Raw genomic sequence first — 22,084 nt, 5'->3', positions numbered from 1 at the left:
CGCCCCGCCTTCGGGCCGCCCCGGCGCCCCGCGACATCATCGACCAGGAAGACCTGCCCGCGCATGACCGACTCCACGCCTCCCGCCCCGAACGGGGACACCTCGAACGGCACGACCGAAACCCCCGTTCAGCCGGGCCAGCCCGCCCTGCCGGGCTTTCGCATCATGGCCCAGTACATCCGCGACTTCTCGTTCGAGAACCCGCGCGCGCCCGAGAGTCTGAAGGTCGAGGGCCGCCCGAACATCGATCTGGGTGTCGAGATGAATGCCCAGGGCCGTCAGGACGGCCTGTTCGAGGTCGACCTCAAGCTGTCGGTCAAGGCGACCAGCGAAGACAAGCCGGTATTCCAGGTCGAACTGGTCTACGGCGGCCTGTTCCAGCTGATGAATGTGGCCGAGAAGGACATCGAGCCGCTGCTGCTGATCGAGTGCCCGCGCTATCTGTTCCCGTTCGCGCGCGAGACCATCGCCAAGGCGACCTCGGACGGCGGCTTCTATCCGCCCTTCCTGATGGAGCCGATCGACTTCGCCGCCATCTTCGCCCAGCGCCAGGCCCAGGTGGCCGGCGCCGCCGCGACGCCCGGTCAGGCCTGAGCCTGACCCCGGAGGATCAGGCTCTCAGCCAGAGCGCCTGATCCCCCAGCTGGGCTTCCACAAAGGCCGCATGCGCCTCGCGTTCCGCCTCGGTCAGCCGGGGGCTGAGCGGGCGCGGCCGGGCGCCATGACGCCGGGGCCCGTCCTGACCGCCGGTATCGGTGGTGACCGACACCAGTTCCAGAGACCGGGCCTTGCCGCCCTTCAGCTCCAGATAGACGTCCGACAGCAGCCGGGCGTCGATCAGGGCGCCGTGCAGGGTGCGCTCCGTCAGGGAGATCTTGAACCGTCGGCACAGCGCATCCAGCGAATTCGCCATGCCCGGAAAACGCATCTGGGCCATCTGCAGGGTGTCGATCCAGCGCGCGTCCTCGATGATCGCGCTGCCGCACAGGCCCAGCTCGTGATTGAGGAAGGCCCGGTCGAAAGCCGCATTGTGGGCGATCACCGGCGCATCGCCGATGAATTCCAGCAGGTCGGCCGCCACCTCGGCGAATTTGGGCGCGTCGCGCAGCTTGTCGAGGGTGATCCCGTGCACGGCGATGGCGCCAGCGGGAATATCGCGCTCGGGATGGATCAGCCGGTGAAAGGTGCGGCCCGTCGGCAGCAGATCGTCGATCTCGATACAGCCGACCTCAATCATCCGGTCGCCCGTCTTGGGGTCAAAGCCGGTGGTTTCGGTATCCAGAACAATCTCGCGGGCCATGGCCCTTGATGCCGCGCTTCGGCCCGGGCTTCAATCCGCAGCGGGCGCCGTATAGCGGGCCATCAACAGCTCAACCTGCTTGCGGGCGTGATCCAGGCCCTGACCGGTGTCGATGACCACATCGGCCCCGGCCCGCTTATCCGCATCGGGCGTCTGGCGGGCGAGGATCTGTTCGAAGCGCGCTTCGGTCATGCCCGGCCGGGCGAGGACCCGGCGCCGCTGTTCCTCTGCCGGTGCGCTCGCCACCACCACCGCAGTGACCCCCGTGCGGTCCGCGCCGGTTTCGAACCACAGGGGGATGTCGAGGACCACCACGGGCCGGCGTTCGGCCTCGGCCCGGGCGATGAAGGCTTCGCGGTCAGAGCGGACCAGGGGGTGGACGATCGCCTCCAGCCGCGCAAAGGCTTCGGGATCGTCTTGCAGACTGGCCGCCAGCCGGGTCCGGTCGACCGCCCCGTCGACCGTCGTGCCGGGAAAGGCGGCCTCGACCGGCCCGACCGCGGCGCCCCCCGGTGCATAGAGGGCATGGACCGCGGCATCGGCGTCCCAGACAGCCGCCCCGGCCTCGGCGAACAGGCGCGCCGTGGTGCTCTTGCCCATGCCGATCGACCCGGTCAGTACCAGCACGATCATCCGGTCGCCTCCAGAGCCGCCAGCGCCGCGGCCCGGACGTCGACATCCGGTACCGGCCGTCCGAACAGGGTCTCGAACGAGGGCCGCGCCTGCCCGATAAGCATGGCCAGCCCGTCGACGGTCGCATGGCCCCGGGCGGCCCCCTCCGCCAGAAGGGTCGTTCTCAGGGGCCGATAGGTCATGTCCATCAGCACGGTCTCCGGACCGAGGGCCGTGACATCGATCCGGGGCGCCACGCTCAGGGCATTTACCACCAGGACCGCGCCCTCCAGCGCCTCGTCGAGATCTTTATGGGTCAGGGCTGCCGGGGTGTGCGGCTGGAGATCGGCCACCAGCTGGACGGCCCGGTCGGCGGTGCGGTTGACGATGCGGACCTCGGCAAAGGCCTGTCCCAAGGCGTGGACCGCCGCGCGCGAAGCCCCTCCGGCGCCCAGCACCACAGCGACCTTGCCGGCGGCGTCCAGTCCGGGCGCCTGCTCTCGAAGGGCCGCCATCAAACCCTGGCCGTCCGTGCTGTCGGCCCGGAGCACCCCGTCGTCCAGCCACAGCAGATTGGCCGATCCACAGGCCCGTGCCGTCTCACTGTCCGCGTCGGCGAGCGAGAGGGCGACCTCCTTCCAGGGGGCGGTGACGTTCAGCCCGATGAGTTCTCCCGCCCGGATGCGCCCGACCAGCGCGCGAAAGGCGTCCTCGTCCTGCGGTCCATGGCGTTCATAGGTGGCGTCGAGTCCCGCCGCCTCCAGCCAGGCGCCGTGGATCACCGGGCTGAGCGAATGGGCGATCGGCCAGCCGGCCACTCCGGCCCGGATCGTCATCGGTCGATCACGCCCTGATCGCGCAGGGCGTCCAGCACGGCCCACAGGGGCAGACCGAGAATGGTGAAATAGTCGCCCTCGATCCGGCGGAACAGCTGGGCACCCGGCCCCTCGAGGCGATAGCCCCCGACGACTGAGGTCAGTGCCGGGCCTTCGGCCGCCAGATAGGTCTCCAGCCAGGCGTCCGAGAAGTCGCGCACCGTAAGCGCTGCCGTGTCGACGGCGCTCCAGACGATCTGCCCGTCCAGGGCCAGGGCGGCGCCGGAATGCAAATGGTGGGTCCGCCCCCGGAAGCCGCGCAGGCGGTCAGCGACCGCAGCCAGATCGTCAGCCTTCGACACCACGGTCCCGTCGTCCTCCAGGATCTGGTCGCCGCCCAGCACCAGCACGCCGGGATGGGCCTGGCTGACCGCCCGGGCCTTGGCCTTGGCCAGCTGTACAGCCTGTCGGGCCGGCGACAGATCGGCGTGGGCCTGCCGGATCGCTTCTTCGTCGAGGTCGGCGGGATGAAGCTCGACCGACAGGCCGACGCCGGCCATCAGGGCACGCCGGGCGGCGCTGGCCGAGGCGAGGATAAGGGGCTGGCGCTGGAATCCACCGCTCATCCCGGCATCCCCGGGGTCAGGCCCGCCTTGCCCGAGCGGCGCTCGCTCAGAAGATTGACGATGGCGGCCGCGGTTTCCTCGACCGAGCGACGGGTCACATCGATGACCGGCCAGCCCCGGCGCTCAAAGGCCCGACGCGCCTTGATCGTCTCGTCGCGCACGGCGTCATGGTCGATGTAGGACGAACTGCGCCCCGCATTCAGGCCGTCCAGCCGGTTGCGGCGGATCTGCACCAGCCGGTCCGGAGAGACGGTCAGCCCCACCACCAGCGGGCCTTTCAGCCGGGTCAGGCGTTCGCCGTCTTCCTGGCCGGGGACGAGGGGCACATTGGCGGCGCGGATGCCGCGGTGCGCCAGATAGATGCAGGTCGGCGTCTTGGACGTCCGGCTGACGCCGCACAGGACGACATCGGCGGCTTCCAGCTGCTCGGTCGTGCCCTGACCGTCGTCATGGGCCATGGCAAAGTCGAGGGCGCCGATGCGGTTGAAATAGTCGGTGTCGAGGGCGTGCTGGGCCCCCACCCGGGTCGACAGGGCCGCGCCCAGATAGTGGGACAGGGCCCCGACCAGCGGATCCAGCGCGCCGATCTGCGGCATGTCCAGTGCCCGACAGCCTTCCTCGAGCTGGAGGCGCAGCCCCTTGTCGACCAGGGTGTGCAGGACCACGCCAGGCTTGGCCGAGACCTCCTCCAGCACCCGTTCCATCTGCTTGGGCGAGCGCACCAGGGCATAGATGTGCTCGATCGGGATCACGCCGTCGAAGCGGGCTGTGACCGCCTTGGCCATGGCATTGAGGGTCTCGCCGGTCGAATCCGAGACCAGGTGGACGTGGAAATAGGTGGCCAGCCGGCCGGAGCCTGAGCGCGTCGGGGTCATGGCCTGTCATCGTCCGAAGCGGGGCGAGCGTCAAACCTGTTCGGCCGGAAAGTCTCCTGCGGAGCGAATCCGGGATTTCTGTGGATGGAGTCCTGCACCGCAGAGGGGAACAACCGGTCGAGGCCGGGAGCAAACGGGCATCGCCTGCGGCTTGGCCCGGAGGACAGGGGACGGGTGTGCAGGACCGGACCGGATTCCCGGCCGGATGTCCCCCGGTCGGCGGACGCGCCAAACTCCTCTGGGGAAAGGTTAATGAGATCTTAATCCGGGCACAGACGGTCCCCGGCACGGGTCCCTCGCCGAACGCCCGCCTGTTAAGGATTGGTTAAGGATTATCCCCGGTTTCTACAGGGCCTGCACAGGGCCCCCTCACCCCGCGCCGTCGCCTGTGGGAAGGCCCGCCTGGCGGGGCTTTCGCGCCCGAACTATCCCCGTCGTCCCCGGCCCTACCTGCTATCTTCACTTTCAGGATTCCTGAATGAGAAGAAGAGAAGAGAAGCGGGGCATTTCGTCCGCTTGAGGTCCGGCGCTTCCCGGCCTAAAGCCGCTCCATGACGGATACGCGCTTGCTGAAGGCCCTGAGGGGCGAGGTCACCGACCGCCCTCCGGTCTGGTTCATGCGACAGGCGGGTCGATACCTGCCCGAGTATCGTGAGCTGAGAGCCACGACGCCCGGCTTCATCGAATTCTGTCTCGATCCGGAGAAGGCCGCCGAGGCCACACTTCAGCCCATGCGGCGCTTCGGGTTCGATGCGGCCATTGTCTTTGCCGACATCCTGTTGATCCCGCGTGCCCTGGGCCAGAAGGTCTGGTTCGAGGCGGGCGAGGGGCCGCGGTTGGGCGCCCTGCCGGATCCGGCCGCCATGCGCGACCTGGCCGAAGGCGCAGGCGAGGCCCTGTCGTCGGTCGGCGAGACCCTGTCGCGCGTGCGGTCCGCCCTGGACCCCGAGCGGACCCTGATCGGCTTTGCCGGCGCGCCCTGGACGGTCGCCACCTATATGCTCGACGGCGAAAGCCGCTCGATCGGCAAGGGCGAGCGCGCCCAGGCCCGCAGCTTCTACTATCGGGACCCGGAGACGGTTTCGGCCGTTCTGGACATATTGGTGGAGTCGACGGCCCACTATCTGAAGATGCAGGCCGATGCCGGCGCCCAGGTGCTCAAGATCTTCGAGAGCTGGGCCGAGGGGCTGCCGGATGACCTGTTCGAGACCCTGGTGCTCGCGCCGCATCAGAAGCTGGTCGCGCGGGTGCGGGAACTGGGCGTGACCGTGCCCCTGATCGGCTTTCCGAGGGGCTCGGCTGCCCTCGCCGAGCAGTATGCGCGGCAATGCGATGTTCAGGCGGTCGCCCTCGATACGGCCTGCCCGCTTGAGGTCGGTCGCCGGGTGCAGGCGATCAAGCCGATCCAGGGGGCGCTGGATCCCTTGCTGCTGCGCGCCGGCGGTCCGGCCCTGGACCGACGGGTGGACCAGCTGATGGAGGCCTGGGGGCAGGGGCCCTGGATCTTCAACCTGGGCCACGGGATCCTGCCGGATGTGCCGATCGCCCATGTGGAGCAGGTGCTGAAGCGGATCGGGGCGCAGTGATGGGGTCGGCGACGGGTCAGGGGCGGCGCATCGCCGTCGTCTTGTTCAATCTGGGGGGACCGGACCGACCGGACTCGGTCAGGCCCTTCCTGTTCAACCTGTTCAATGATCCGGCGATCATCGGCCTGCCGGGCCTGTTCCGGACGGCCCTCGCCCGCCTGATCTCCAGCCGCCGCGAAAAGAGCGCCCAAGCCAACTATGCCTTTATGGGCGGCGGTTCGCCCCTGTTGCCGGGAACGCGGGCCCAGTCGGGGGCTCTGGAAGGCGCGCTGGCCGACCGCCTGCCGGTCGACGACATCCGCGCCTTCATCTGCATGCGCTACTGGCATCCGATGACCGCCGAGGTGGCGGCCGAGGTCGAGGCCTTTGCCCCCGACGAGATCGTACTTCTGCCGCTCTATCCGCAGTTTTCCACGACCACCACGGCCTCGTCGCTGAAGCTGTGGCACGAGACCTATCGCGGCCCCGGTGTCAGCCGCACCATCTGCTGCTATCCGCAGGCCGGCGGCTGGGTCGCGGCCCAGTCCGATCTGATCCGCGAGGGGCTGGAGAAGGCGGGGGAGGCCCCCGTCCGGGTGCTGTTCTCGGCCCACGGCATCCCCGAGTCGCTCGTTACGAAAAAGGGCGACCCCTATGCCGAACAGGTCGAGGCCGGCTGTCGCGCCATCGCCGAGCGTCTGGGCCTCGGCGATTGGGCCCTGTGCTACCAGAGCCGTGTCGGGCCCATGAAGTGGCTGGGCCCGTCGACGCCCGAGGCGCTGGAACAGGCCGCGAAGGACGGCGTCGGCGTTGTCCTCGTCCCGATTGCCTTTGTCTCGGAGCACATCGAGACCCTGGTCGAGCTGGACATCGAATATGCCGAACTGGCCCATGAGGCCGGCATCCAGCCCTATATCCGGGTGCCGACCGTCAGCGTCGCCCCGGCCTTCATCTCGGGGCTGGCCGAAGGTGTGATCGAGGCTCTGGGTCGCACGGGTACGGCGCCCTATGGCCCGGGGTGTCAGTCGGACTGGAAGGCCTGTCCCTGCCGCGGGCGGTCGGTCGAGGGAGCTGCCGCATGAACGCCTATGATCTGGCCAGGGGTCTGCACATCCTTGCGGTGATCGCCTGGATGGCCGGCCTGCTCTTTCTGCCTCGGCTCTATGCCTATGACGCCGAACAGGCGGACAAGCCCGAGCCGCTCCGGTCCGAGATGCGGGGCCTGCTGCGGGTCTGGCAGAGGCGGTTGCTGAAGATCATCCTCAACCCGGCCATGATCGCAGCTTGGGCCTTTGGCCTCTGGCTGTTCTGGCTGCGCAGCGGTGAGGGCGCGGACTGGAGCTTCGCGCATCAGCCGTGGATGCTGGCCAAGATCGCGGGCGTCTTCGCGCTCAGTGGCTGGCACGGCTATCTGTCGGCCGAGTTCCGCCGCATCCAGGCCGGCACCTCCGTCCGCACCGGGCGCTTCTGGCGGATGACCAATGAGGTGCCCTTCGTCATCGCCATCGTCATGGTGCTGTCCGTGACGCTGGAGTGGGGGACGCGCTAGGCGCCCCACCCCCTGGAGCTTGGCCCGGGCTTGACCCGGAGCGGGTGGCGTGGTTTCCGTGGTCCCGAGCCGCCCCCCGGGCGGTGCCCTTCTCTTCTCCCCATTTGCCCAATCCCCTTCGCGAGAGCGACCCTGCAGATGGCGGAGCCTTCCTGACGGCCTTAAGGCCTTGAAATTATTGGTGTTTTTCTTCTGCGGGGTGGTCCTGCAGGAGGCAGCGCCTGTGTGAGTTCCCATGAGCGACACCCCCGAGACCCCTGAATCGCCCGCGACTGACGTCCTGCCCGCAGAGGACGCGCATGCCGATACGCCGGCCACCGACGTCGATGCGTCCGACGAGGATGAGGACGACGGCGAGTCGATCGTCCCCTCGGGTCGCATCACCCTCGCCGAGCTGAACGAGAAGACGCCGGCCGATCTGGTCGCCTTCGCCGAACAGCTCGAGGTCGAGAACGCCTCCAACCTGCGCAAACAGGACCTGCTGTTCGCCATCCTAAAGGCCCTGGCCGAGGAAGAGGTCGAGATCATTGCCGACGGGGTGCTCGAAATCCTGCCCGACGGTTTCGGCTTCCTGCGCAGCTCGGATGCCAACTACCTGCCCGGTCCCGACGACATCTATGTCTCGCCCTCGCAGATCCGCCGTTTTGGCCTGCGGTCGGGGGACACCATCCACGGCGCCGTCCGCGGTCCCCGGGAGGGTGAGCGCTATTTCGCCCTGCTCAAGGTCGACACGATCAATCTGGAAGACCCGGAGACGGTCAAGACCAAGGTCCTGTTCGACAACCTGACGCCGCTCTATCCGGAAGAGCGGCTTCACATGGAAATCCAGGATCCGACGCTGAAGGATCGCTCGGGCCGCGTGATCGACATCGTCGCCCCGCTCGGCAAGGGCCAGCGTTGCCTGATCGTGGCCCCGCCGCGCGTCGGCAAGACGGTCATGCTGCAGAACATCGCCAAGTCGATCGAGGCCAACCACCCCGAGGTCTTCCTGATCGTGCTGCTGATCGATGAGCGGCCGGAAGAAGTGACCGACATGCAGCGGACAGTGAAGGGCGAGGTCGTCGCCTCGACCTTCGACGAACCCGCCAGCCGCCACGTGGCCGTGGCCGAAATGGTGATCGAAAAGGCCAAGCGCCTGGTCGAGCACAAGAAGGATGTCGTGATCCTGCTCGACTCGATCACCCGTCTGGGCCGCGCCTACAATGCGACCGTCCCGTCGTCGGGCAAGGTGCTGACCGGCGGTGTGGACGCCAACGCCCTGCAACGGCCCAAGCGCTTCTTTGGTGCCGCCCGGAATGTGGAGCAGGGGGGCTCGCTGACCATCATCGCCACCGCCCTGATCGACACCGGCAGCCGGATGGACGAGGTGATCTTCGAAGAGTTCAAGGGCACCGGTAACTCGGAAATCGTTCTGGACCGCAAGGTCGCTGACAAGCGCATCTTCCCGGCCATCGATGTGCTCAAGTCCGGCACCCGCAAGGAAGACCTCATCACGCCGAAGGATCAGCTGGCCAAGACCTATGTCCTGCGCCGCATTCTCAATCCGATGGGCCCGCAGGACGCGATCGAATTCCTGCTCGACAAGCTGCGCCAGTCCAAGAACAACTCGGACTTCTTCCAGTCGATGAACACCTAATCTGGCCCTATCGCCTCGCACGCGGCGCGAGGCTACTTGAGGCCGTGTTTCACGTGAAACGTCCTCAAGCAGCGAGGTTCCGCGAACCGAGCGGTAGGACAAAGGAGACATCATGAAGGTCAATATCGAGATCGACTGCACCCCCGCCGAGGCGCGCGCCTTCATGGGACTGCCCGATGTGACGCCGCTGAACGAGGCCATGGTCTCCGAGATGCAAAAGCGCATGTCGGACAATATGGCGGCCATGCAGCCGGAAGAGCTGATGAAGACCTGGACCGGCTTCGGCCTTCAGGCCCAGGAGCAGTTCCGTCGCATGATGGAAGCCGCGACCAAGTGAGCGTGCGGTGACGGACACCGTCTTTGCTCTGGCGACGCCGCCGGGTCGGGGCGCGGTCGCTGTCATCCGCCTGTCCGGGCCAGACTGTGACCGCGTGCTCGCCGACTTGGGGGCGGGCTGTCCCCCGGCGCGCAAGGCCGTGGTGCGGGATCTTCGACACGAGGGCCGGAAGCTGGACCAGGCGCTTGTGCTGCGGTTCAAGGCGCCGAACAGCTACACCGGTGAGGACTGCGTCGAACTCCATCTCCACGGAGGACGGGCGGTCGTCGAAGGCGTCAGCGACGCTCTTGCTGCCTTGGGCGTCCGGCCGGCCGAACCGGGAGAGTTTACGCGCCGGGCCTTCGAGAATGGCAAGCTGGACCTGACGCAGGCCGAGGCCGTCGCCGACCTGATCGATGCCGAAACGACCGAACAGACAGCGCAGGCGCTCGGTCAGCTCGGCGGGGCGCTGGCCGAGGTCTATGGGGGCTTCCGGCGGGACCTGCTGACGGCTCTGGCCCTCGTCGAGGCCGAAATCGACTTTCCCGACGAGGATGTCCCCGATGCCCTCGCCCAGAGGGCAGCGCCGGTGCTCTCCTCGCTCGAAGCCGATCTGGAGGCGGCCTTGGCCGATGGTCAGCGCGGCGAACGGATCCGCGACGGGTATCGCATCGTCCTGATCGGCGAGACCAATGCCGGCAAGTCGTCCCTGTTCAACGCCCTCGTTTCACGGGAAGCCGCAATCGTGACGCCGATCGCCGGCACCACGCGCGATGTGCTGGATGCGACCCTGACCCTCGGGGGCTATGCGGTGACCCTGTCGGATACGGCGGGGCTTCGCGAGAGCGACGACCCGGTCGAGGCTGAAGGTGTCCGTCGTGCCCGGGTCCGGGCCGAGGAGGCCGACCTGCGTCTCTGGGTGGTCGCGCCCGGCGACCCCGTCGACGGGCCCGCTCTCGGACTGGTGCGGCCCGGCGACCTCCGGGTGTGCACCAAGGCCGATCTCGGCCGCACCAACTGGCCGAAAGGCGGGGCGGACGTACAGTCGCTTGTCGTCTCGCCCACGGATGGGAAGGGCATGGATCGGCTTGATAGCTGGCTGGCCGAGCGTCTGGCCAGTGACCTGAGCGGCGGCGATTTTCCGGCCCTGACGCGGGCCCGACACCGCCGGCGGCTTCAGGACGTGCTGGGCTCGGTGCAGGCGGCGCAGGGGCGCCTGTCCTCTGCGCCCGAACTCGCCGGGGAAGATCTCCGGCGCGCCGCCGATGCCCTCGCCCGCATCACGGGGCAGATTGGGGTCGAAGATGTCCTTGGCGAAGTCTTCTCCACCTTCTGCATCGGCAAATAGTTTCACGTGAAACAATCCGGGCCCGTGGTGGCGAAACGACCGGTTTTGGCCTATGTGGCAGCCCATGAAGCGTTTTGACGTCATCGTCATCGGGGGAGGGCACGCGGGCTGCGAAGCCGCGGCGGCGTCCGCGCGCGCGGGCGCCCGGACCCTGCTTCTGACCCAGCGGCTCGACACCATCGGCGAGATGAGCTGCAACCCGGCCATCGGTGGCCTCGGCAAGGGCCATCTTGTCCGCGAGATCGACGCCCTGGACGGCATCATGGGCCGGCTCGCTGATGTCTCCGGCATCCAGTTCCGCATGCTGAACCGGTCAAAGGGCGCCGCGGTTCAGGGTCCCCGCTCGCAGATCGATCGCCGTCTCTATCGCGAGGCCATGCAGGCCGAACTCGCCGCCACGCCCAATCTCGAACGGATGGCCGGCACGGCGCATCGCCTGCTCATGGACGGCAACCGCGTGATCGGTATCGAGACTGAGGCGGGCGAGACGCTCGGCGCCGCGGCCGTGGTCCTGACGACCGGCACCTTCCTCAACGGCGTCATCCACCGGGGGGATCAGCGCATCCCCGCCGGCCGTCATGGCGAGGCGCCCTCGACGGGGCTGGCCGCAGATCTGCACGCCGCCGGTCTGGCCCTCGGTCGACTGAAGACCGGCACCCCCGCGCGTCTGGACGGCCGTACCATCGCCTGGGACCAGCTGGAGATGCAGCAGGCTGACGCCGAGCCCGTGCCCTTCAGCTTCCTGACCGACCGGATCACCGTGCCCCAGATCGCCTGCGGCATCACCCATACGACCGAAGAGACCCACCGGATCATCGCCGAGAATCTGGGCGAGAGCGCTGTCTATGGCGGTCACCTGTCCGGCCGGGGGCCGCGCTATTGCCCGTCCATCGAGGACAAGGTCGTCCGGTTCGCGGACAAGACCAGCCACCAGATCTTCCTCGAACCCGAGGGTCTGGACGATCCGACCGTCTATCCGAACGGCATCTCGACCTCGGTCTCGGACACGACGCAGGACGCTTTCCTGCGCACCATCCCGGGGCTCGAGGCGGTCGAGGTCATGCGCTACGGCTATGCGATCGAATATGACTATGTCGATCCGCGCGAGTTGCTGCCCACGCTGGAGGTCAAGGCACGGCCGGGCCTCTATCTGGCCGGACAGATCAACGGTACGACCGGCTATGAGGAGGCGGCGGCCCAGGGCCTGATGGCCGGTCTGAACGCCGCCCGCGCGGCCTCGGGTCAAGACGCCGTCGTCCTGCGCCGCGACCAGGCCTATATCGGGGTGATGATCGACGACCTGGTCACACGCGGTGTGACCGAGCCCTACCGCATGTTCACCAGCCGGGCCGAATATCGCCTCAGCCTGCGGGCCGACAATGCCGACCGTCGCCTGACGCCTCTGGCCATTGAGCTGGGACTGGCCGGAGCCGAGCGGCGCCGGGTCCACGAGGCCAAGCGACACCAGCTTGACGAGGCCCTGACCTGGGCAAACCAGACGCGCTTCACGCCGGGTGAGGCGAACAAGCTCGGCATACGGGTCAATGCCGACGGGCAGCGCCGGTCCGTGCGGGACCTGCTGGCCTATCCGGGCGTCACCCTCGACCAGTTCCGGGCGGTCCATCCGGGGCTCGACGACTGGAGCCCGGCCGTCCGCGAGCAGCTGGCCATCGAAGCCACCTATGCCGGCTATCTGGATCGGCAGTCCGCCGACGCCCAGGCCCTGCAGCGCGAGGAAGGGCTCAGCCTGCCCGCCGATCTGGATTATGCCGCCCTTGGCGGACTGTCGTCCGAGGTGCGCGAGAAGCTGGCCCGCATCCGCCCCCTGACCCTCGGTCAGGCTTCGCGCATCGAAGGCATGACGCCCGGTGCGCTGACAGCCCTGCTCGCTCATGTGAAAAAAGGCCGGGTGGCCGCGTGACCGTCAGTACGGCCGAGGCGTTCCAGGCCCGCACCGGGGCCGCAGACGCGCGCATGGACGAGCTGCGCCTGTTCCTCGACCGCCTGACCGAGACCAACCAGGTCATGAATCTGGTCGGACCGGACACCCTCCCGGACTTCTGGTCCCGGCATGCCTGGGACAGTGCCCAGCTGCTCGAGCTGGAATCCGGGGCGCGGACCTGGGCCGATCTTGGGGCGGGGGCCGGCTTTCCCGGTGTAATCTTGGCCATACTGTTGAAGGACCAGCCGGACGCGCATGTCTGGCTGATCGACAGCTTGGGCAAACGCTGTCGTTTCCTGTCGGCGCTCGTGGCGGAGCTCAATCTCCCTGCAACCGTTGTCCATGGGCGGGCCGAGGAACAGTCGGTCACCGTGGAACGGGTCACGGCCCGCGCGGTCGCCCCGCTGGAGCGCCTGCTCGGTTATGCACAGCCCTATATGGATAGGGGTGCACAAGCCGTGTTTCTCAAGGGGGAACGGGCCGAGGAGGAGTTGCGCCAGGCCCGTAAATCCTGGAAATTCGAGGCTGAGCTGAAGCCCTCGCTGAGTGACGCGCGGGGCCGTATCGTCCGCATCGGGAGCCTCCGCCGTGTCCGTCCTCTCTGAGACCAAACCCGGACCCCGAGTCCTGGCGGTATCCAATCAGAAGGGCGGGGTGGGCAAGACCACGACCGCCATCAACCTCGGCACGGCCTTGGCCGCGATCGGCGAGTCGGTTCTGATCGTCGACATGGATCCGCAGGGCAATGCCTCGACCGGCCTGGGTGTTTCACGTGAAACGCGCCGGGTGACCATCTATGACGTCGTGACCGATGGTAGGGCCGTGGCCGAGGCCGCGGTGGAGACGGCCGTACCCGGCCTGCACATCATTCCGGCCGACCCGGACATGTCCGGCGTGGAGATCGAGCTGAGTCAGGCCGATCGTCGCTCTTTCCGTCTGCGCGACGCCCTGTCGGCGCACGCCCGCAGCGGTCAGACCCGGTATGACTATGTCCTGATCGACTGCCCGCCGTCGCTGAACCTGCTGACCCTGAATGCCATGGCGGCCGCGGATGCTGTGCTGGTGCCGTTGCAGTGCGAGTTCTTTGCCCTTGAGGGCCTGAGCCAGCTGATGAAGACCATCGAAATGGTCCGCCACAACCTCAATCCCCGGCTCGAAATCCAGGGACTGGTGCTGACCATGTACGACCGGCGGAACGCCCTGTCGGGGCAGGTGGCCAACGATGTCCGCGCCCACTTCGGCGACAAGGTCTATGACGCCGTCATTCCCCGGAACGTGCGCGTCTCCGAGGCGCCGTCCTATGGCAAGCCCGCCCTGATCTACGATCTGAAATGCGCCGGCAGCCAGGCCTATCTCAAGCTCGCGCGGGAAGTCGTGAAGCGGGAGCGGTCGCGCCGGTTGGCGGCCGCCTAAGCCACTGATAAGAAAGAATAAATAGAGTGTCTGAACGTCAAAGAGGTCTGGGGCGCGGTCTGTCGGCCCTGCTGGGCGAGACGGTGGCCGAACCCGTGTCCGTGTCGGGCGAGGGGGCGCCGGCAGGCGTGCGTCTGCTGCCGGTCGAGATGCTCAGCCCCAATCCGGACCAGCCCCGGAAACAGTTCACGCCGCAGGACCTTGAGGAGCTCACCACCTCGATCCGCGACCACGGCCTGCTTCAGCCCATTCTGGTGCGTCCCTGGCCGGGCGAAACCGACCGCTGGCAGATCATCGCCGGCGAGCGCCGCTGGCGGGCCGCCCAGGCGGCGCGCCTGACCGAGGTCCCGGTCATCGAGCGCAGCATGGACGACGTCGAGGTGCTCGAGGTCGCCATCATCGAGAACGTCCAGCGCGCCGACCTCAATCCGATGGAAGAGGCCAGCGCCTATGCCTTGCTGATGGAGCGCTTCGGCCGTACCCAGGACGCCGTGGCGGGCGTGGTCGGCAAGAGCCGCAGCCATGTGGCCAACACCCTGCGCCTGATGCAGCTGCCGGCCGCCGTCCAGGACCATGTGATGGCCGGTCGCCTGACCGCCGGCCATGCGCGCGCCCTGATCACCGCCGCCAATCCAGTGTCGCTGGCCGAAGAGGTGCTGGCCAAGGGGTTGAATGTGCGCCAGACCGAAATCCTCGCCCGCCAGAGCAATGAGGGGCCGCGCCCGGAACGCAGTGCCAGCCGCCCCGTTGGCGGCGGGGCAGACAGCTCGGCCGATATTGAGGCCCTGCAACAGGATCTGGCCGATGCGCTCGGCATGAAGGTCGATCTGGTGGACCGCAACGGCAAGGGCGAGCTGACGATCCGCTATGCCAGCCTCGAACAGCTGGACGAGCTCTGCCGCCGTTTGATGCGGTCCTGATCGCCGGGCGGTGCTAGGGTGGTGCCATGACCGACACCCCTGACGTTCCGAGCCCCTCGAATCCGACTGCGGAGGCCATGAAGCGGGCCCTGGCCGCCAAAAAGGCGGGTGGACCCGGCGCAACCACGTCCGGCGGCTTCAAGCCGGGGCAGCATGAGGAAAAGCGGGTCGCCCGCCAGAATGCGGCGGCCAACAAGCCCGCCTTCCGCAAGGCCTCGAAGCGCGGCTAAGGCGCTGAAATAAATAGCAATCTGTGCCTATAGGCCCAGTCTGCGGGCCCGGGCGGCGATTTCCAGAAACAGCCGCTCGGTGATCAGCCGGTCGGGCAGGCCGGTCGTCTTGGTCCGCACCTCGGCCAGCGCCACGGCTTCGGTCACCTCCTGAAGGTCCCGCTGCGACCAGACCTTCACCTGACGCAGGATCTCGGCCTCCTGTTTCCAGAAGACACCGGCCGATTTCGCGGCTTCACGTGCACCCTGACCTCCGGCGATCGCCGCCGAGATCCGGCGCAGGCGGCCCAGATGCTGACCCGCGGCGCGTACGGCGGCCACGGCGGCCTCGCCCTCGGCAAAGGCGCGGCGCAGCGCGCCCTGACAGGCCGCGGCCTTGCCGCCAAAGGCCTGCTGGGCCGCATCCTGAAACGAGGCCTGGGGCTCGACGCCCAGATGGGCCTCCAGCTCCGTCTCATCGATCTGCCGACCTGAGCCCGGACCGATGTAGAGGATCAGCCGCTCCAGCTCCTGCCGCATCAGCCCGCGTTCGCGCGGCAGGCGCGACACGAAATGATCCAGAGCCTCACGCGTCAGGCTGACATTGTCCGCCTGCAGCGCCTCGCGCGTCATCCGCGCGACGTCGCCCGTCTCGTCCTCATAGCAGACGATGCCCACGGCACCGGCCTGGCCCTCCGCGGCGCGCCGCAGGGCGGAGTCGCGGCCCAGATTGCCCGCTTCGATCACCCAGACGGCGTCGGGATTGAACTGGCCGTCGGTGTGGGCCTTGACCAAGGCCGCCAGCGCCTTCTCCTGCGGCACCCGCTCGCCGCCCAGCCTCAGGCGAACCAGACGGCGCCCCCCCATCATCGACAGGGCGGACAGGGCGTCTTCCAGCCGGCCGTCATCGGCCTCGACATCGCTTTCGGTCAGCAGGGAGACGTTGAACGGGTCGTTGAGGTCCGGGGTGACGGTCTTGCACAGCCGCTCGGCCCGTTCGCCGACGCCCGAGCGGTCCCGCCCATGGATCAGGGCAACCCGCACCGACGGGTCGGGAGACTTCAGGAACCGCTCAATCTCCGGGGCCTTGGAGAGTTGCATATCCCGTCAGGGCCGCCCGGGGCCGGTCGGGCCCATGGCCCGCACCAGCGCCAGCCGGATCCGCTGGGCCAGGGCCTCGGCCGCGCGATCCTCGGCGTCCTGCTGGGCGGCGATGGCGGCATAGGGCTGATCGGCCGCAGCGTAGGTGACGGTGACTGTCTCCTGTCCCGTCAGGGCCTCGCCGCCTGAAGCAGGCGTAAGCGACCAGTCACCGACCAGGGTCAGCTCATAGCGGGCCGCGGTGTCATCGATCCGGCGGCCCAGCGGGCGCCGCGACGGCTCCAGCGCGACCGCCAGACGCCAGGCCGGAGCGGCCGATCGGTCGAACAGCAGGGCGTCTCCCATCCGCTCGCGCAGGCGATAGCCCAGCCGTGTGTCCGGGGTCTGGACCTCGACCCGCGACAGCCCGGCCATGGCCGCCTCGCCATAAAGCGGGGTGAAGCCACAGCCGGCGACGGCCGAAAGACCGGCCAGCAGGGCGACAAGCCCGAGGCCGCGCAGGCCCCGGGTCATCCCGCCACCAGATTGACGATGCGATCAGGCACCACGATCACCTTCCGGACCGACAGACCATTGGCCTCAAGGTAGGCCTGCACCGCCGGATTGGCCAGCGCCTCGGCCTCGACCGCCTTCGGATCGGCCCCGCGTGCCATGGTGATCTCACCGCGCTTCTTGCCGCCGATCTGGACGGGCAGGGTCAGCTGGTCATCGGCCGCCAGCGCCGGGTCCCATTCGGGCCAGGGGGCGTCCAGAACCATGCCGTCTTCGCCCAGCGCGCTCCAGCATTCCTCGGCCAGGTGCGGGGTGAAGGGCGCGATCAGACGGGCAAAGGCCGACAGGGCCTCGCGCCGCGCCGCGCCGCCCGCGCCGGCATGGGCGCGCAGGGTCGACAGGAAGCCGTACAGCTTGGCGATGGCCGAGTTGAAGCGGAAGCCCTCGACCCCTTCGGTGACAGCCTTGATCGCCTTGTGCGTCTCGCGGCGCAGGGTCTGGTCGACCTCGCCCTGATCGGGCGCAGCACCGTCGAATCCGTCGAATTCGGCCCAGACGCGCTGGACGAAGCGGCCCGCGCCTTCCAGACCGCCGGTCGTCCACTGGACGTCCCGCTCGGGCGGGCTGTCCGACAGCACGAACAAACGCCCGGCATCGACGCCGTGGCTGTCGAGGATTTCTTGCGGAGCGACCACATTCTTCCTGGACTTGGACATCTTCTCGATGTCGCCGATCGACAGGGTTTCCCCGGTCGACAGGCGGGTTGCGACCCGCTTGCCGTCCACGGTCTCGAGGCGGACATCGGTCGGCTCGACCCAGGCCCCGCTTTGGGTGCGATAGGTCTCGTGGACCACCATGCCCTGGGTGAACAGGCCGGCGAAGGGCTCCTTCACCGACAGCATGCCCGCGTCCGACAGGGCACGGGTGATGAAGCGCGCGTACAGCAGGTGCAGCACTGCGTGCTCGACCCCGCCGATATACTGATCGACCGGCAGCCAGTGGTCGGCGGCCTCCCGGTTGATCGGCGCCTCGGCTTTCGGATCGGTGAAACGGGCGAAATACCAGCTGGAATCGACGAAGGTGTCGAGCGTGTCGGTCTCGCGCACTGCCTCGCCGTCACAGGACGGGCATTTGACGTGCTTCCACGTCGGGTGGCGATCCAGCGGATTGCCGGGCTTGTCGAAGGTGACGTCCTCGGGCAGCACCACCGGCAGCTGGTCGGCCGGCACCGGCACGGCGCCACAGGCCTCACAGTGGATCACCGGGATCGGACAGCCCCAGTAGCGCTGGCGGCTGACGCCCCAGTCACGCAGGCGATAGAGGGTCTTGCCCTCGCCCGCTTCTGCAGCCTCGACCCGGGCGATGACCTCGGCCTTGCCCTCGGCGATCCCCTTGCCGTTCAGGAAGTCCGAATTGAACAGCGTCCCCGGGCCCGTATAGGCCTCGTCATCGACCGTGAAGTCGTCGCCGGCACCCTCGGGCCGCACGACCGGCAGCACCGGCAGGTCATATTTGCGCGCAAACTCCAGATCCCGCTGGTCGTGGGCCGGACAGGCGAAGATCGCGCCCGTGCCATATTCCGACAGGATGAAGTTGGCGATCCAGACCGGGATCTCCGCCCCGGTGAAGGGATGGCGGACCTTCAGGCCCGTATCACGGCCGATCTTTTCGGCCTGTTCGATCTCGGCCTCGGACGTCCCGCCGCGACGGCATTCCGCAACGAATTCTGCGACTGCCGGATCGGCGTCGGCCAGCTGTTTCGACAGCGGGTGGTCGGGCGCCAGGCCGAGGAAGGAGGCCCCGAACAGGGTGTCGGGCCGGGTGGTATAGATCTCGATCCCGTCCTCGAACCCGGCCGGGGCCGTCCCGGCAAAGGCCCAGGTCATCTGCAGGCCGCTGGAGCGTCCGATCCAGTTCTCCTGCATGGTCCGGACCTTGTCGGGCCAGCGATCCAGCGTCTTCAGCCCGTCGATCAGGTCGTCGGCATAGTCAGTGATCTTCAGGAACCACTGGTTCAGCTTGCGCTTCTCGACCACGGCCCCCGAGCGCCAGCCGCGCCCGTCGATCACCTGCTCATTGGCAAGGACGGTGTTGTCGACCGGGTCCCAGTTGACCACCGAGTCCTTGCGATAAACAAGACCGCGCTTCAGCAGCTGCAGGAACCATGCCTGCTGCTTGCCGTAATAGGCCGGGTCGCAGGTGGCGAACTCGCGCGACCAGTCCAGCGACAAGCCCAGCAGCTTCAGCTGGTCCCGCATGGTGGCGATGTTGGACCAGGTCCATTCGCCCGGGTGCACGCCGCGCTCCATGGCGGCGTTCTCGGCCGGCATGCCGAAGGCGTCCCAGCCCATGGGGTGCAGGACCTCGAACCCCCGGGCCCGTTTGAAGCGGGCCACCACATCGCCCATCACATAGTTGCGTGCATGGCCCATGTGGATGTTCCCGGACGGGTAGGGGAACATCTCCAGCACATAGTATTTGGGCTTGCCGGTCGGCGTGACCGGTGTGGTGAAGGCATCCGCCTCACGCCAGCGGTCCTGCTGGCGGGGTTCGGCGGTCTTGGGGTCGTATCGGGCCACGCGGAAGAGGGCTCCTTGAACGAGCCCGGCGCGGGCCGGGCCCGGATGCGTCGGTCGGGAAGGACGGCCCGGGCAGGGCCATCAGGTCGGGCAGGCGGAGCCGAAGCTCCGCCGGATCAGCGGGCGTCGGCCAGGTTCAGCTGGCGGGCGCGCGTCAGAATGGCGTTCTCGAGGTCCGTCTCGGTCTGCGGATCGACCGGAGCGGCCACCCACTGGCCATCGGCACCGCGCACCTGCTTGACCACGGCCACGTTCAGGGCGTCGGCCCGAAGTCGCGTGTCGAGGATGAAGACGGTCGCCTTGAAGCGCTCGCTGGGCGCCGCCGGATCGGAATACCAGTCATAATTGATCACGCCGCCCCACGGATCGGCGCTCGACAGCGGCATGAAGCTCAGCGTGTCCAGCGAGGCGCGCCAAAGATAGGCGTTCACGCCGATACCGACGGAGGCCGCCTCGGCATCGGACGAATTGCCCGATCCGCCAACCAGCGGAATGGAACTGCATCCGGCCAGGGCCAGGCTCGATGCCATCAGGACCATTGCTGCGCCGCGAACCACAGCCGACTGGGTGGCCATTCAGGACTCTCCGTTCAGATTCAACCTCATGGCCCCCGGACAGGAGCGCATGCGTCTGCGCGAACCCGTCGGGCCCGCACCTGTCCGTCCTATAGCACGGGGAAAAGGGGCAAAGACAAGGCAAAGGCCGCATCTGCGCCTGCCAGCGGCCAACTCGCCTTGTGGCGGGCGTCGGGCAGGGCCGGAATTCGCGTGACGCTTGCGCCACAGCCGGGAAATGAGTCGGGGGTCGGGCAACCTCCCGGGCCGGTTTGCATTGACCGTGCGACCACCCAGTGTCTTAGATTTGATCATAAAAGTGCCACGGGCGCGTATTTGCCTGAAGGTATCAACCAGAGTCGAAGGCTCGAAGGGCAGGAATATGCGCCACATGCGCACAGGACCGGACAAGGCCCCCCGTGGCCCGCTCGGCATTAGCCTTGCCCTGCCGCTGGCGGCTGCCATCGCCGGCCTGGTGATGCTCCCGGCGCCCGACGCTTCGGCCCAGACCCGTACCCAGACTGCCACCCCCCGCGCCCAGGCGCCTGCCGTCTCGCTCAGCGACGCCGACCGTGCCGCCCGTTCGGGCCAGCGCCGGGGCCTGCGCATCAATGAGAGCGGCCGCTGGGGTCTGGACTTCAATCTCAGCCAGCCCGTCGGCCGCGAGGCCGAGTGGGGCGATGTCGAGGCCGGTGCCTATTACCGCGTCAATCCCAGCCTGCGGGTGGGGGCGGCGGCCGGTCTGGCCACGCCCGATCCGGACCCGGCCCGGGTGCGCGAATCCGATGCCCGCGCCCAGCCGCGCGTCCGTCTGGAAAGCATCTTCCGCTTCTAGGACCGCCCGGGGCCATAGGCTTCCAGCACCCCCTCAATCGCCGCAACCCCGCACAGGCCGCTGCCGGGCAGTGCCCTGACGCTCCCGGCGGTAATCCCCCCCAGCCCATAGACCGGCAGGCCGAGGCGGGCGACCCGTTCGGCCAGTCCTTCGGCGCCCAGCGGCGGGCGCGCGGCACTGGCCCCGCCCGCGCGGAACACGGGCGACAGCACCAAGGCGTCCAGCGCGCGGTCCGTATCCGCTGGCCCGGCCTCTGGATCGTGCAGGGCCCCGGTCAGAATCCAGCGCGGATGCCGGCGGCGAAGATCGGCGACCCGGCCCCGATCGCGCTCGGGCAGGTGGACGCCGTCCGCCTCCACGGCCTCCGCCAGACCCTCATCCTGTCCGATCAGCAGCACCATGCCGCGCGCAGTGGTCGCCTGTCTCAGGCGCCGGGCCTCCGCGCCCGCCTCCGCGCGACCAAAGCCCCGATAGACCACGCCCGACCCGGCCGGCATCCGGGCGGCCACCTCCCAAGGACGGGGGGTGCGCGCGGGATCGGTGAAGAACAGCAGGGGGGGCAGGGCGGATGCCGCCGGGCTGACAGCCGCCGCCGCGCGGTTTAGAGCCTGTGCGGCCTGCCAGAGGCCTCGTTCGTCCGGATTGCCCGCCATGTCCTCCTCTTCGCCCGACTCCGCCCCCCAGTCCATCGCCGCGCGTCTCGCCGACGTACAGGCGCGGATGGCCGCCGCCGCGCGCGAGGCCGGCCGCGATCCGGCCGATGTCACCCTGGTGGCGGTCACCAAGACCCAGCCCTGGGGCCGGGTGAAGGCCCTCATCGAGGCAAGCCAGACCGTCTTTGGCGAAAACCGGGTTCAGGAGGCCGACGACCGCTGGGGTGCGCCCGAAGCGGAGGGTCTGGCCGGCGAACTGCGCCTGATCGGCCCGCTGCAGACCAACAAGGCCGAGGCGGCGCTGGCGCGGTTCGATGTGATCGAGACGGTCGATCGCGACCGGCTGGCCGATGCCCTCGCCCGGGCCGCCGACAAGCTGGGCAAGCGGCCGCGCGTCCTGATCCAGGTCAATACGGGCGAGGAGCCGCAGAAGGCCGGCATCGCCCCGCGCGACGCCGACGCCTTCATCGCCCGCGTGCGCGACGTGCACGGCCTGTCGGTCGAGGGACTGATGGCCATTCCGCCCGTCGACGAGGCCCCCGGACCCCATTTCGCCCTGCTGGCGAAGATCGCGCGTCGCAACGGCCTGCCGGTCCTGTCCATGGGGATGAGCGGCGATTTCGAGACCGCCATCCGGCTGGGCGCCACCCATGTGCGGGTCGGGACGGCCCTGTTCGGCGAACGCGACCCGGGCTGAAACGACGGAAAACGCAGGCCTGCCCTTGGCGTGGGGCGCGACGCTCG

24 protein-coding genes are annotated in these 22,084 nt (G+C 68.4%); 14 read left to right on the top strand and 10 right to left on the bottom strand.

Features of this window, described 5'->3' with window-relative positions:
• Positions 1-63: 63 nt before the first annotated feature.
• On the top strand, positions 64-594 hold the full coding sequence (gene secB / locus LC068_RS09930) for a protein-export chaperone SecB (RefSeq protein ID WP_226636781.1): 531 nt from the start codon (positions 64-66) through the stop codon (positions 592-594).
• Between the two features lie 16 nt (positions 595-610).
• On the opposite strand, the gene dnaQ is transcribed toward secB, so the two are convergent.
• The 5 genes from dnaQ to LC068_RS09905 are packed head-to-tail and all read right to left on the bottom strand — an operon-like array spanning position 611 to position 4,228.
• A complete protein-coding gene (gene dnaQ / locus LC068_RS09925; protein ID WP_226636780.1) occupies positions 611-1,300 on the bottom strand; it encodes a DNA polymerase III subunit epsilon in 690 nt (229 codons plus the stop codon).
• A 30-nt stretch (positions 1,301-1,330) separates the two neighbouring features.
• Positions 1,331-1,933, bottom strand: a complete 603-nt coding sequence (gene coaE, locus LC068_RS09920) for a dephospho-CoA kinase (protein ID WP_226636779.1) — start codon at positions 1,931-1,933, stop codon at positions 1,331-1,333.
• Entirely contained in the window at positions 1,930-2,748 is an 819-nt protein-coding gene (locus LC068_RS09915) for a shikimate dehydrogenase family protein (RefSeq protein ID WP_226636778.1), read from the bottom strand. Before LC068_RS09915 ends, coaE begins: the two co-directional genes overlap by 4 nt.
• Positions 2,745-3,353, bottom strand: a complete 609-nt coding sequence (locus LC068_RS09910) for a Maf family protein (protein WP_226636777.1) — start codon at positions 3,351-3,353, stop codon at positions 2,745-2,747. Before LC068_RS09910 ends, LC068_RS09915 begins: the two co-directional genes overlap by 4 nt.
• Positions 3,350-4,228 (bottom strand): pyruvate, water dikinase regulatory protein, encoded by an 879-nt coding sequence (locus tag LC068_RS09905; protein ID WP_226636776.1) that lies wholly within the window; start codon positions 4,226-4,228, stop codon positions 3,350-3,352. Before LC068_RS09905 ends, LC068_RS09910 begins: the two co-directional genes overlap by 4 nt.
• Positions 4,229-4,779: 551 nt before the next feature.
• Here LC068_RS09905 and hemE point away from each other — a divergent pair.
• From hemE to LC068_RS09850, 11 genes are all read left to right on the top strand, one after another.
• Positions 4,780-5,814 carry a uroporphyrinogen decarboxylase gene (gene hemE / locus LC068_RS09900; protein ID WP_226636775.1) on the top strand — a complete coding sequence of 345 codons (1,035 nt, stop codon included), beginning with the start codon at positions 4,780-4,782 and terminating at the stop codon, positions 5,812-5,814.
• The gene (gene hemH, locus LC068_RS09895) at positions 5,814-6,875 is read left to right on the top strand and encodes a ferrochelatase (protein WP_226636773.1); all 1,062 of its coding nucleotides are present in this window, start codon (positions 5,814-5,816) and stop codon (positions 6,873-6,875) included. The genes hemE and hemH overlap by 1 nt, the downstream gene beginning before the upstream one ends.
• Complete coding sequence (locus LC068_RS09890; protein ID WP_226636770.1) at positions 6,872-7,342, top strand: CopD family protein; 471 nt, start codon at positions 6,872-6,874, stop codon at positions 7,340-7,342. The genes hemH and LC068_RS09890 overlap by 4 nt, the downstream gene beginning before the upstream one ends.
• Before the next feature lie 235 nt (positions 7,343-7,577).
• The gene (gene rho / locus LC068_RS09885; RefSeq protein ID WP_226636768.1) at positions 7,578-8,978 is read left to right on the top strand and encodes a transcription termination factor Rho; all 1,401 of its coding nucleotides are present in this window, start codon (positions 7,578-7,580) and stop codon (positions 8,976-8,978) included.
• A 112-nt stretch (positions 8,979-9,090) separates the two neighbouring features.
• A complete protein-coding gene (locus LC068_RS09880) occupies positions 9,091-9,315 on the top strand; it encodes a DUF6489 family protein (RefSeq protein WP_209118735.1) in 225 nt (74 codons plus the stop codon).
• Positions 9,316-9,322: 7 nt separating this feature from the next.
• Entirely contained in the window at positions 9,323-10,642 is a 1,320-nt protein-coding gene (gene mnmE, locus LC068_RS09875) for a tRNA uridine-5-carboxymethylaminomethyl(34) synthesis GTPase MnmE (protein ID WP_226636765.1), read from the top strand.
• Between the two features lie 64 nt (positions 10,643-10,706).
• Positions 10,707-12,563 carry a tRNA uridine-5-carboxymethylaminomethyl(34) synthesis enzyme MnmG gene (gene mnmG, locus LC068_RS09870; protein ID WP_226636763.1) on the top strand — a complete coding sequence of 619 codons (1,857 nt, stop codon included), beginning with the start codon at positions 10,707-10,709 and terminating at the stop codon, positions 12,561-12,563.
• Between the two features lie 53 nt (positions 12,564-12,616).
• Positions 12,617-13,189, top strand: coding sequence for a 16S rRNA (guanine(527)-N(7))-methyltransferase RsmG (gene rsmG / locus LC068_RS09865; RefSeq protein ID WP_226637092.1), 573 nt, complete (start codon positions 12,617-12,619; stop codon positions 13,187-13,189).
• On the top strand, positions 13,173-13,997 hold the full coding sequence (locus LC068_RS09860) for a ParA family protein (protein WP_209118729.1): 825 nt from the start codon (positions 13,173-13,175) through the stop codon (positions 13,995-13,997). Before rsmG ends, LC068_RS09860 begins: the two co-directional genes overlap by 17 nt.
• A 26-nt stretch (positions 13,998-14,023) precedes the next feature.
• Positions 14,024-14,917 (top strand): ParB/RepB/Spo0J family partition protein, encoded by an 894-nt coding sequence (locus LC068_RS09855; protein WP_226636761.1) that lies wholly within the window; start codon positions 14,024-14,026, stop codon positions 14,915-14,917.
• A 26-nt stretch (positions 14,918-14,943) separates the two neighbouring features.
• Positions 14,944-15,147, top strand: coding sequence for a hypothetical protein (locus tag LC068_RS09850; RefSeq protein ID WP_226636759.1), 204 nt, complete (start codon positions 14,944-14,946; stop codon positions 15,145-15,147).
• Between the two features lie 27 nt (positions 15,148-15,174).
• On the opposite strand, the gene holA is transcribed toward LC068_RS09850, so the two are convergent.
• From holA to LC068_RS09830, 4 genes are all read right to left on the bottom strand, one after another.
• A complete protein-coding gene (holA, locus tag LC068_RS09845) occupies positions 15,175-16,227 on the bottom strand; it encodes a DNA polymerase III subunit delta (RefSeq protein ID WP_226636757.1) in 1,053 nt (350 codons plus the stop codon).
• A 6-nt stretch (positions 16,228-16,233) separates the two neighbouring features.
• Positions 16,234-16,740: an LPS assembly lipoprotein LptE gene (lptE, locus tag LC068_RS09840; protein WP_226636756.1), complete on the bottom strand. Its 507-nt coding sequence runs from the start codon at positions 16,738-16,740 to the stop codon at positions 16,234-16,236.
• Entirely contained in the window at positions 16,737-19,298 is a 2,562-nt protein-coding gene (gene leuS / locus LC068_RS09835) for a leucine--tRNA ligase (RefSeq protein WP_226636754.1), read from the bottom strand. Before leuS ends, lptE begins: the two co-directional genes overlap by 4 nt.
• A gap of 116 nt (positions 19,299-19,414) precedes the next feature.
• Positions 19,415-19,873, bottom strand: coding sequence for a DUF3576 domain-containing protein (locus LC068_RS09830; RefSeq protein ID WP_226636752.1), 459 nt, complete (start codon positions 19,871-19,873; stop codon positions 19,415-19,417).
• Between the two features lie 370 nt (positions 19,874-20,243).
• Between LC068_RS09830 and LC068_RS09825 the strand changes: the two genes are divergently transcribed.
• A complete protein-coding gene (locus tag LC068_RS09825) occupies positions 20,244-20,687 on the top strand; it encodes an NtrZ family periplasmic regulatory protein (RefSeq protein WP_226636750.1) in 444 nt (147 codons plus the stop codon).
• Here the strand turns inward: LC068_RS09825 and LC068_RS09820 are convergent.
• Positions 20,684-21,340, bottom strand: coding sequence for a thiamine phosphate synthase (locus LC068_RS09820; RefSeq protein ID WP_226636748.1), 657 nt, complete (start codon positions 21,338-21,340; stop codon positions 20,684-20,686). The two genes, LC068_RS09825 and LC068_RS09820, sit on opposite strands and share 4 nt — an antisense overlap.
• Here LC068_RS09820 and LC068_RS09815 point away from each other — a divergent pair.
• Positions 21,339-22,037: a YggS family pyridoxal phosphate-dependent enzyme gene (locus LC068_RS09815; protein WP_226636746.1), complete on the top strand. Its 699-nt coding sequence runs from the start codon at positions 21,339-21,341 to the stop codon at positions 22,035-22,037. The two genes, LC068_RS09820 and LC068_RS09815, sit on opposite strands and share 2 nt — an antisense overlap.
• The last annotated feature ends 47 nt before the right edge of the window (positions 22,038-22,084 follow it).

The organism is Brevundimonas poindexterae, from assembly GCF_020524625.1.
Classification (GTDB): domain Bacteria; phylum Pseudomonadota; class Alphaproteobacteria; order Caulobacterales; family Caulobacteraceae; genus Brevundimonas; species Brevundimonas poindexterae_A.
The sequence above is the reverse complement of the archived record's forward strand: the minus strand, read 5'-3'. Positions and strand labels throughout refer to the sequence as shown.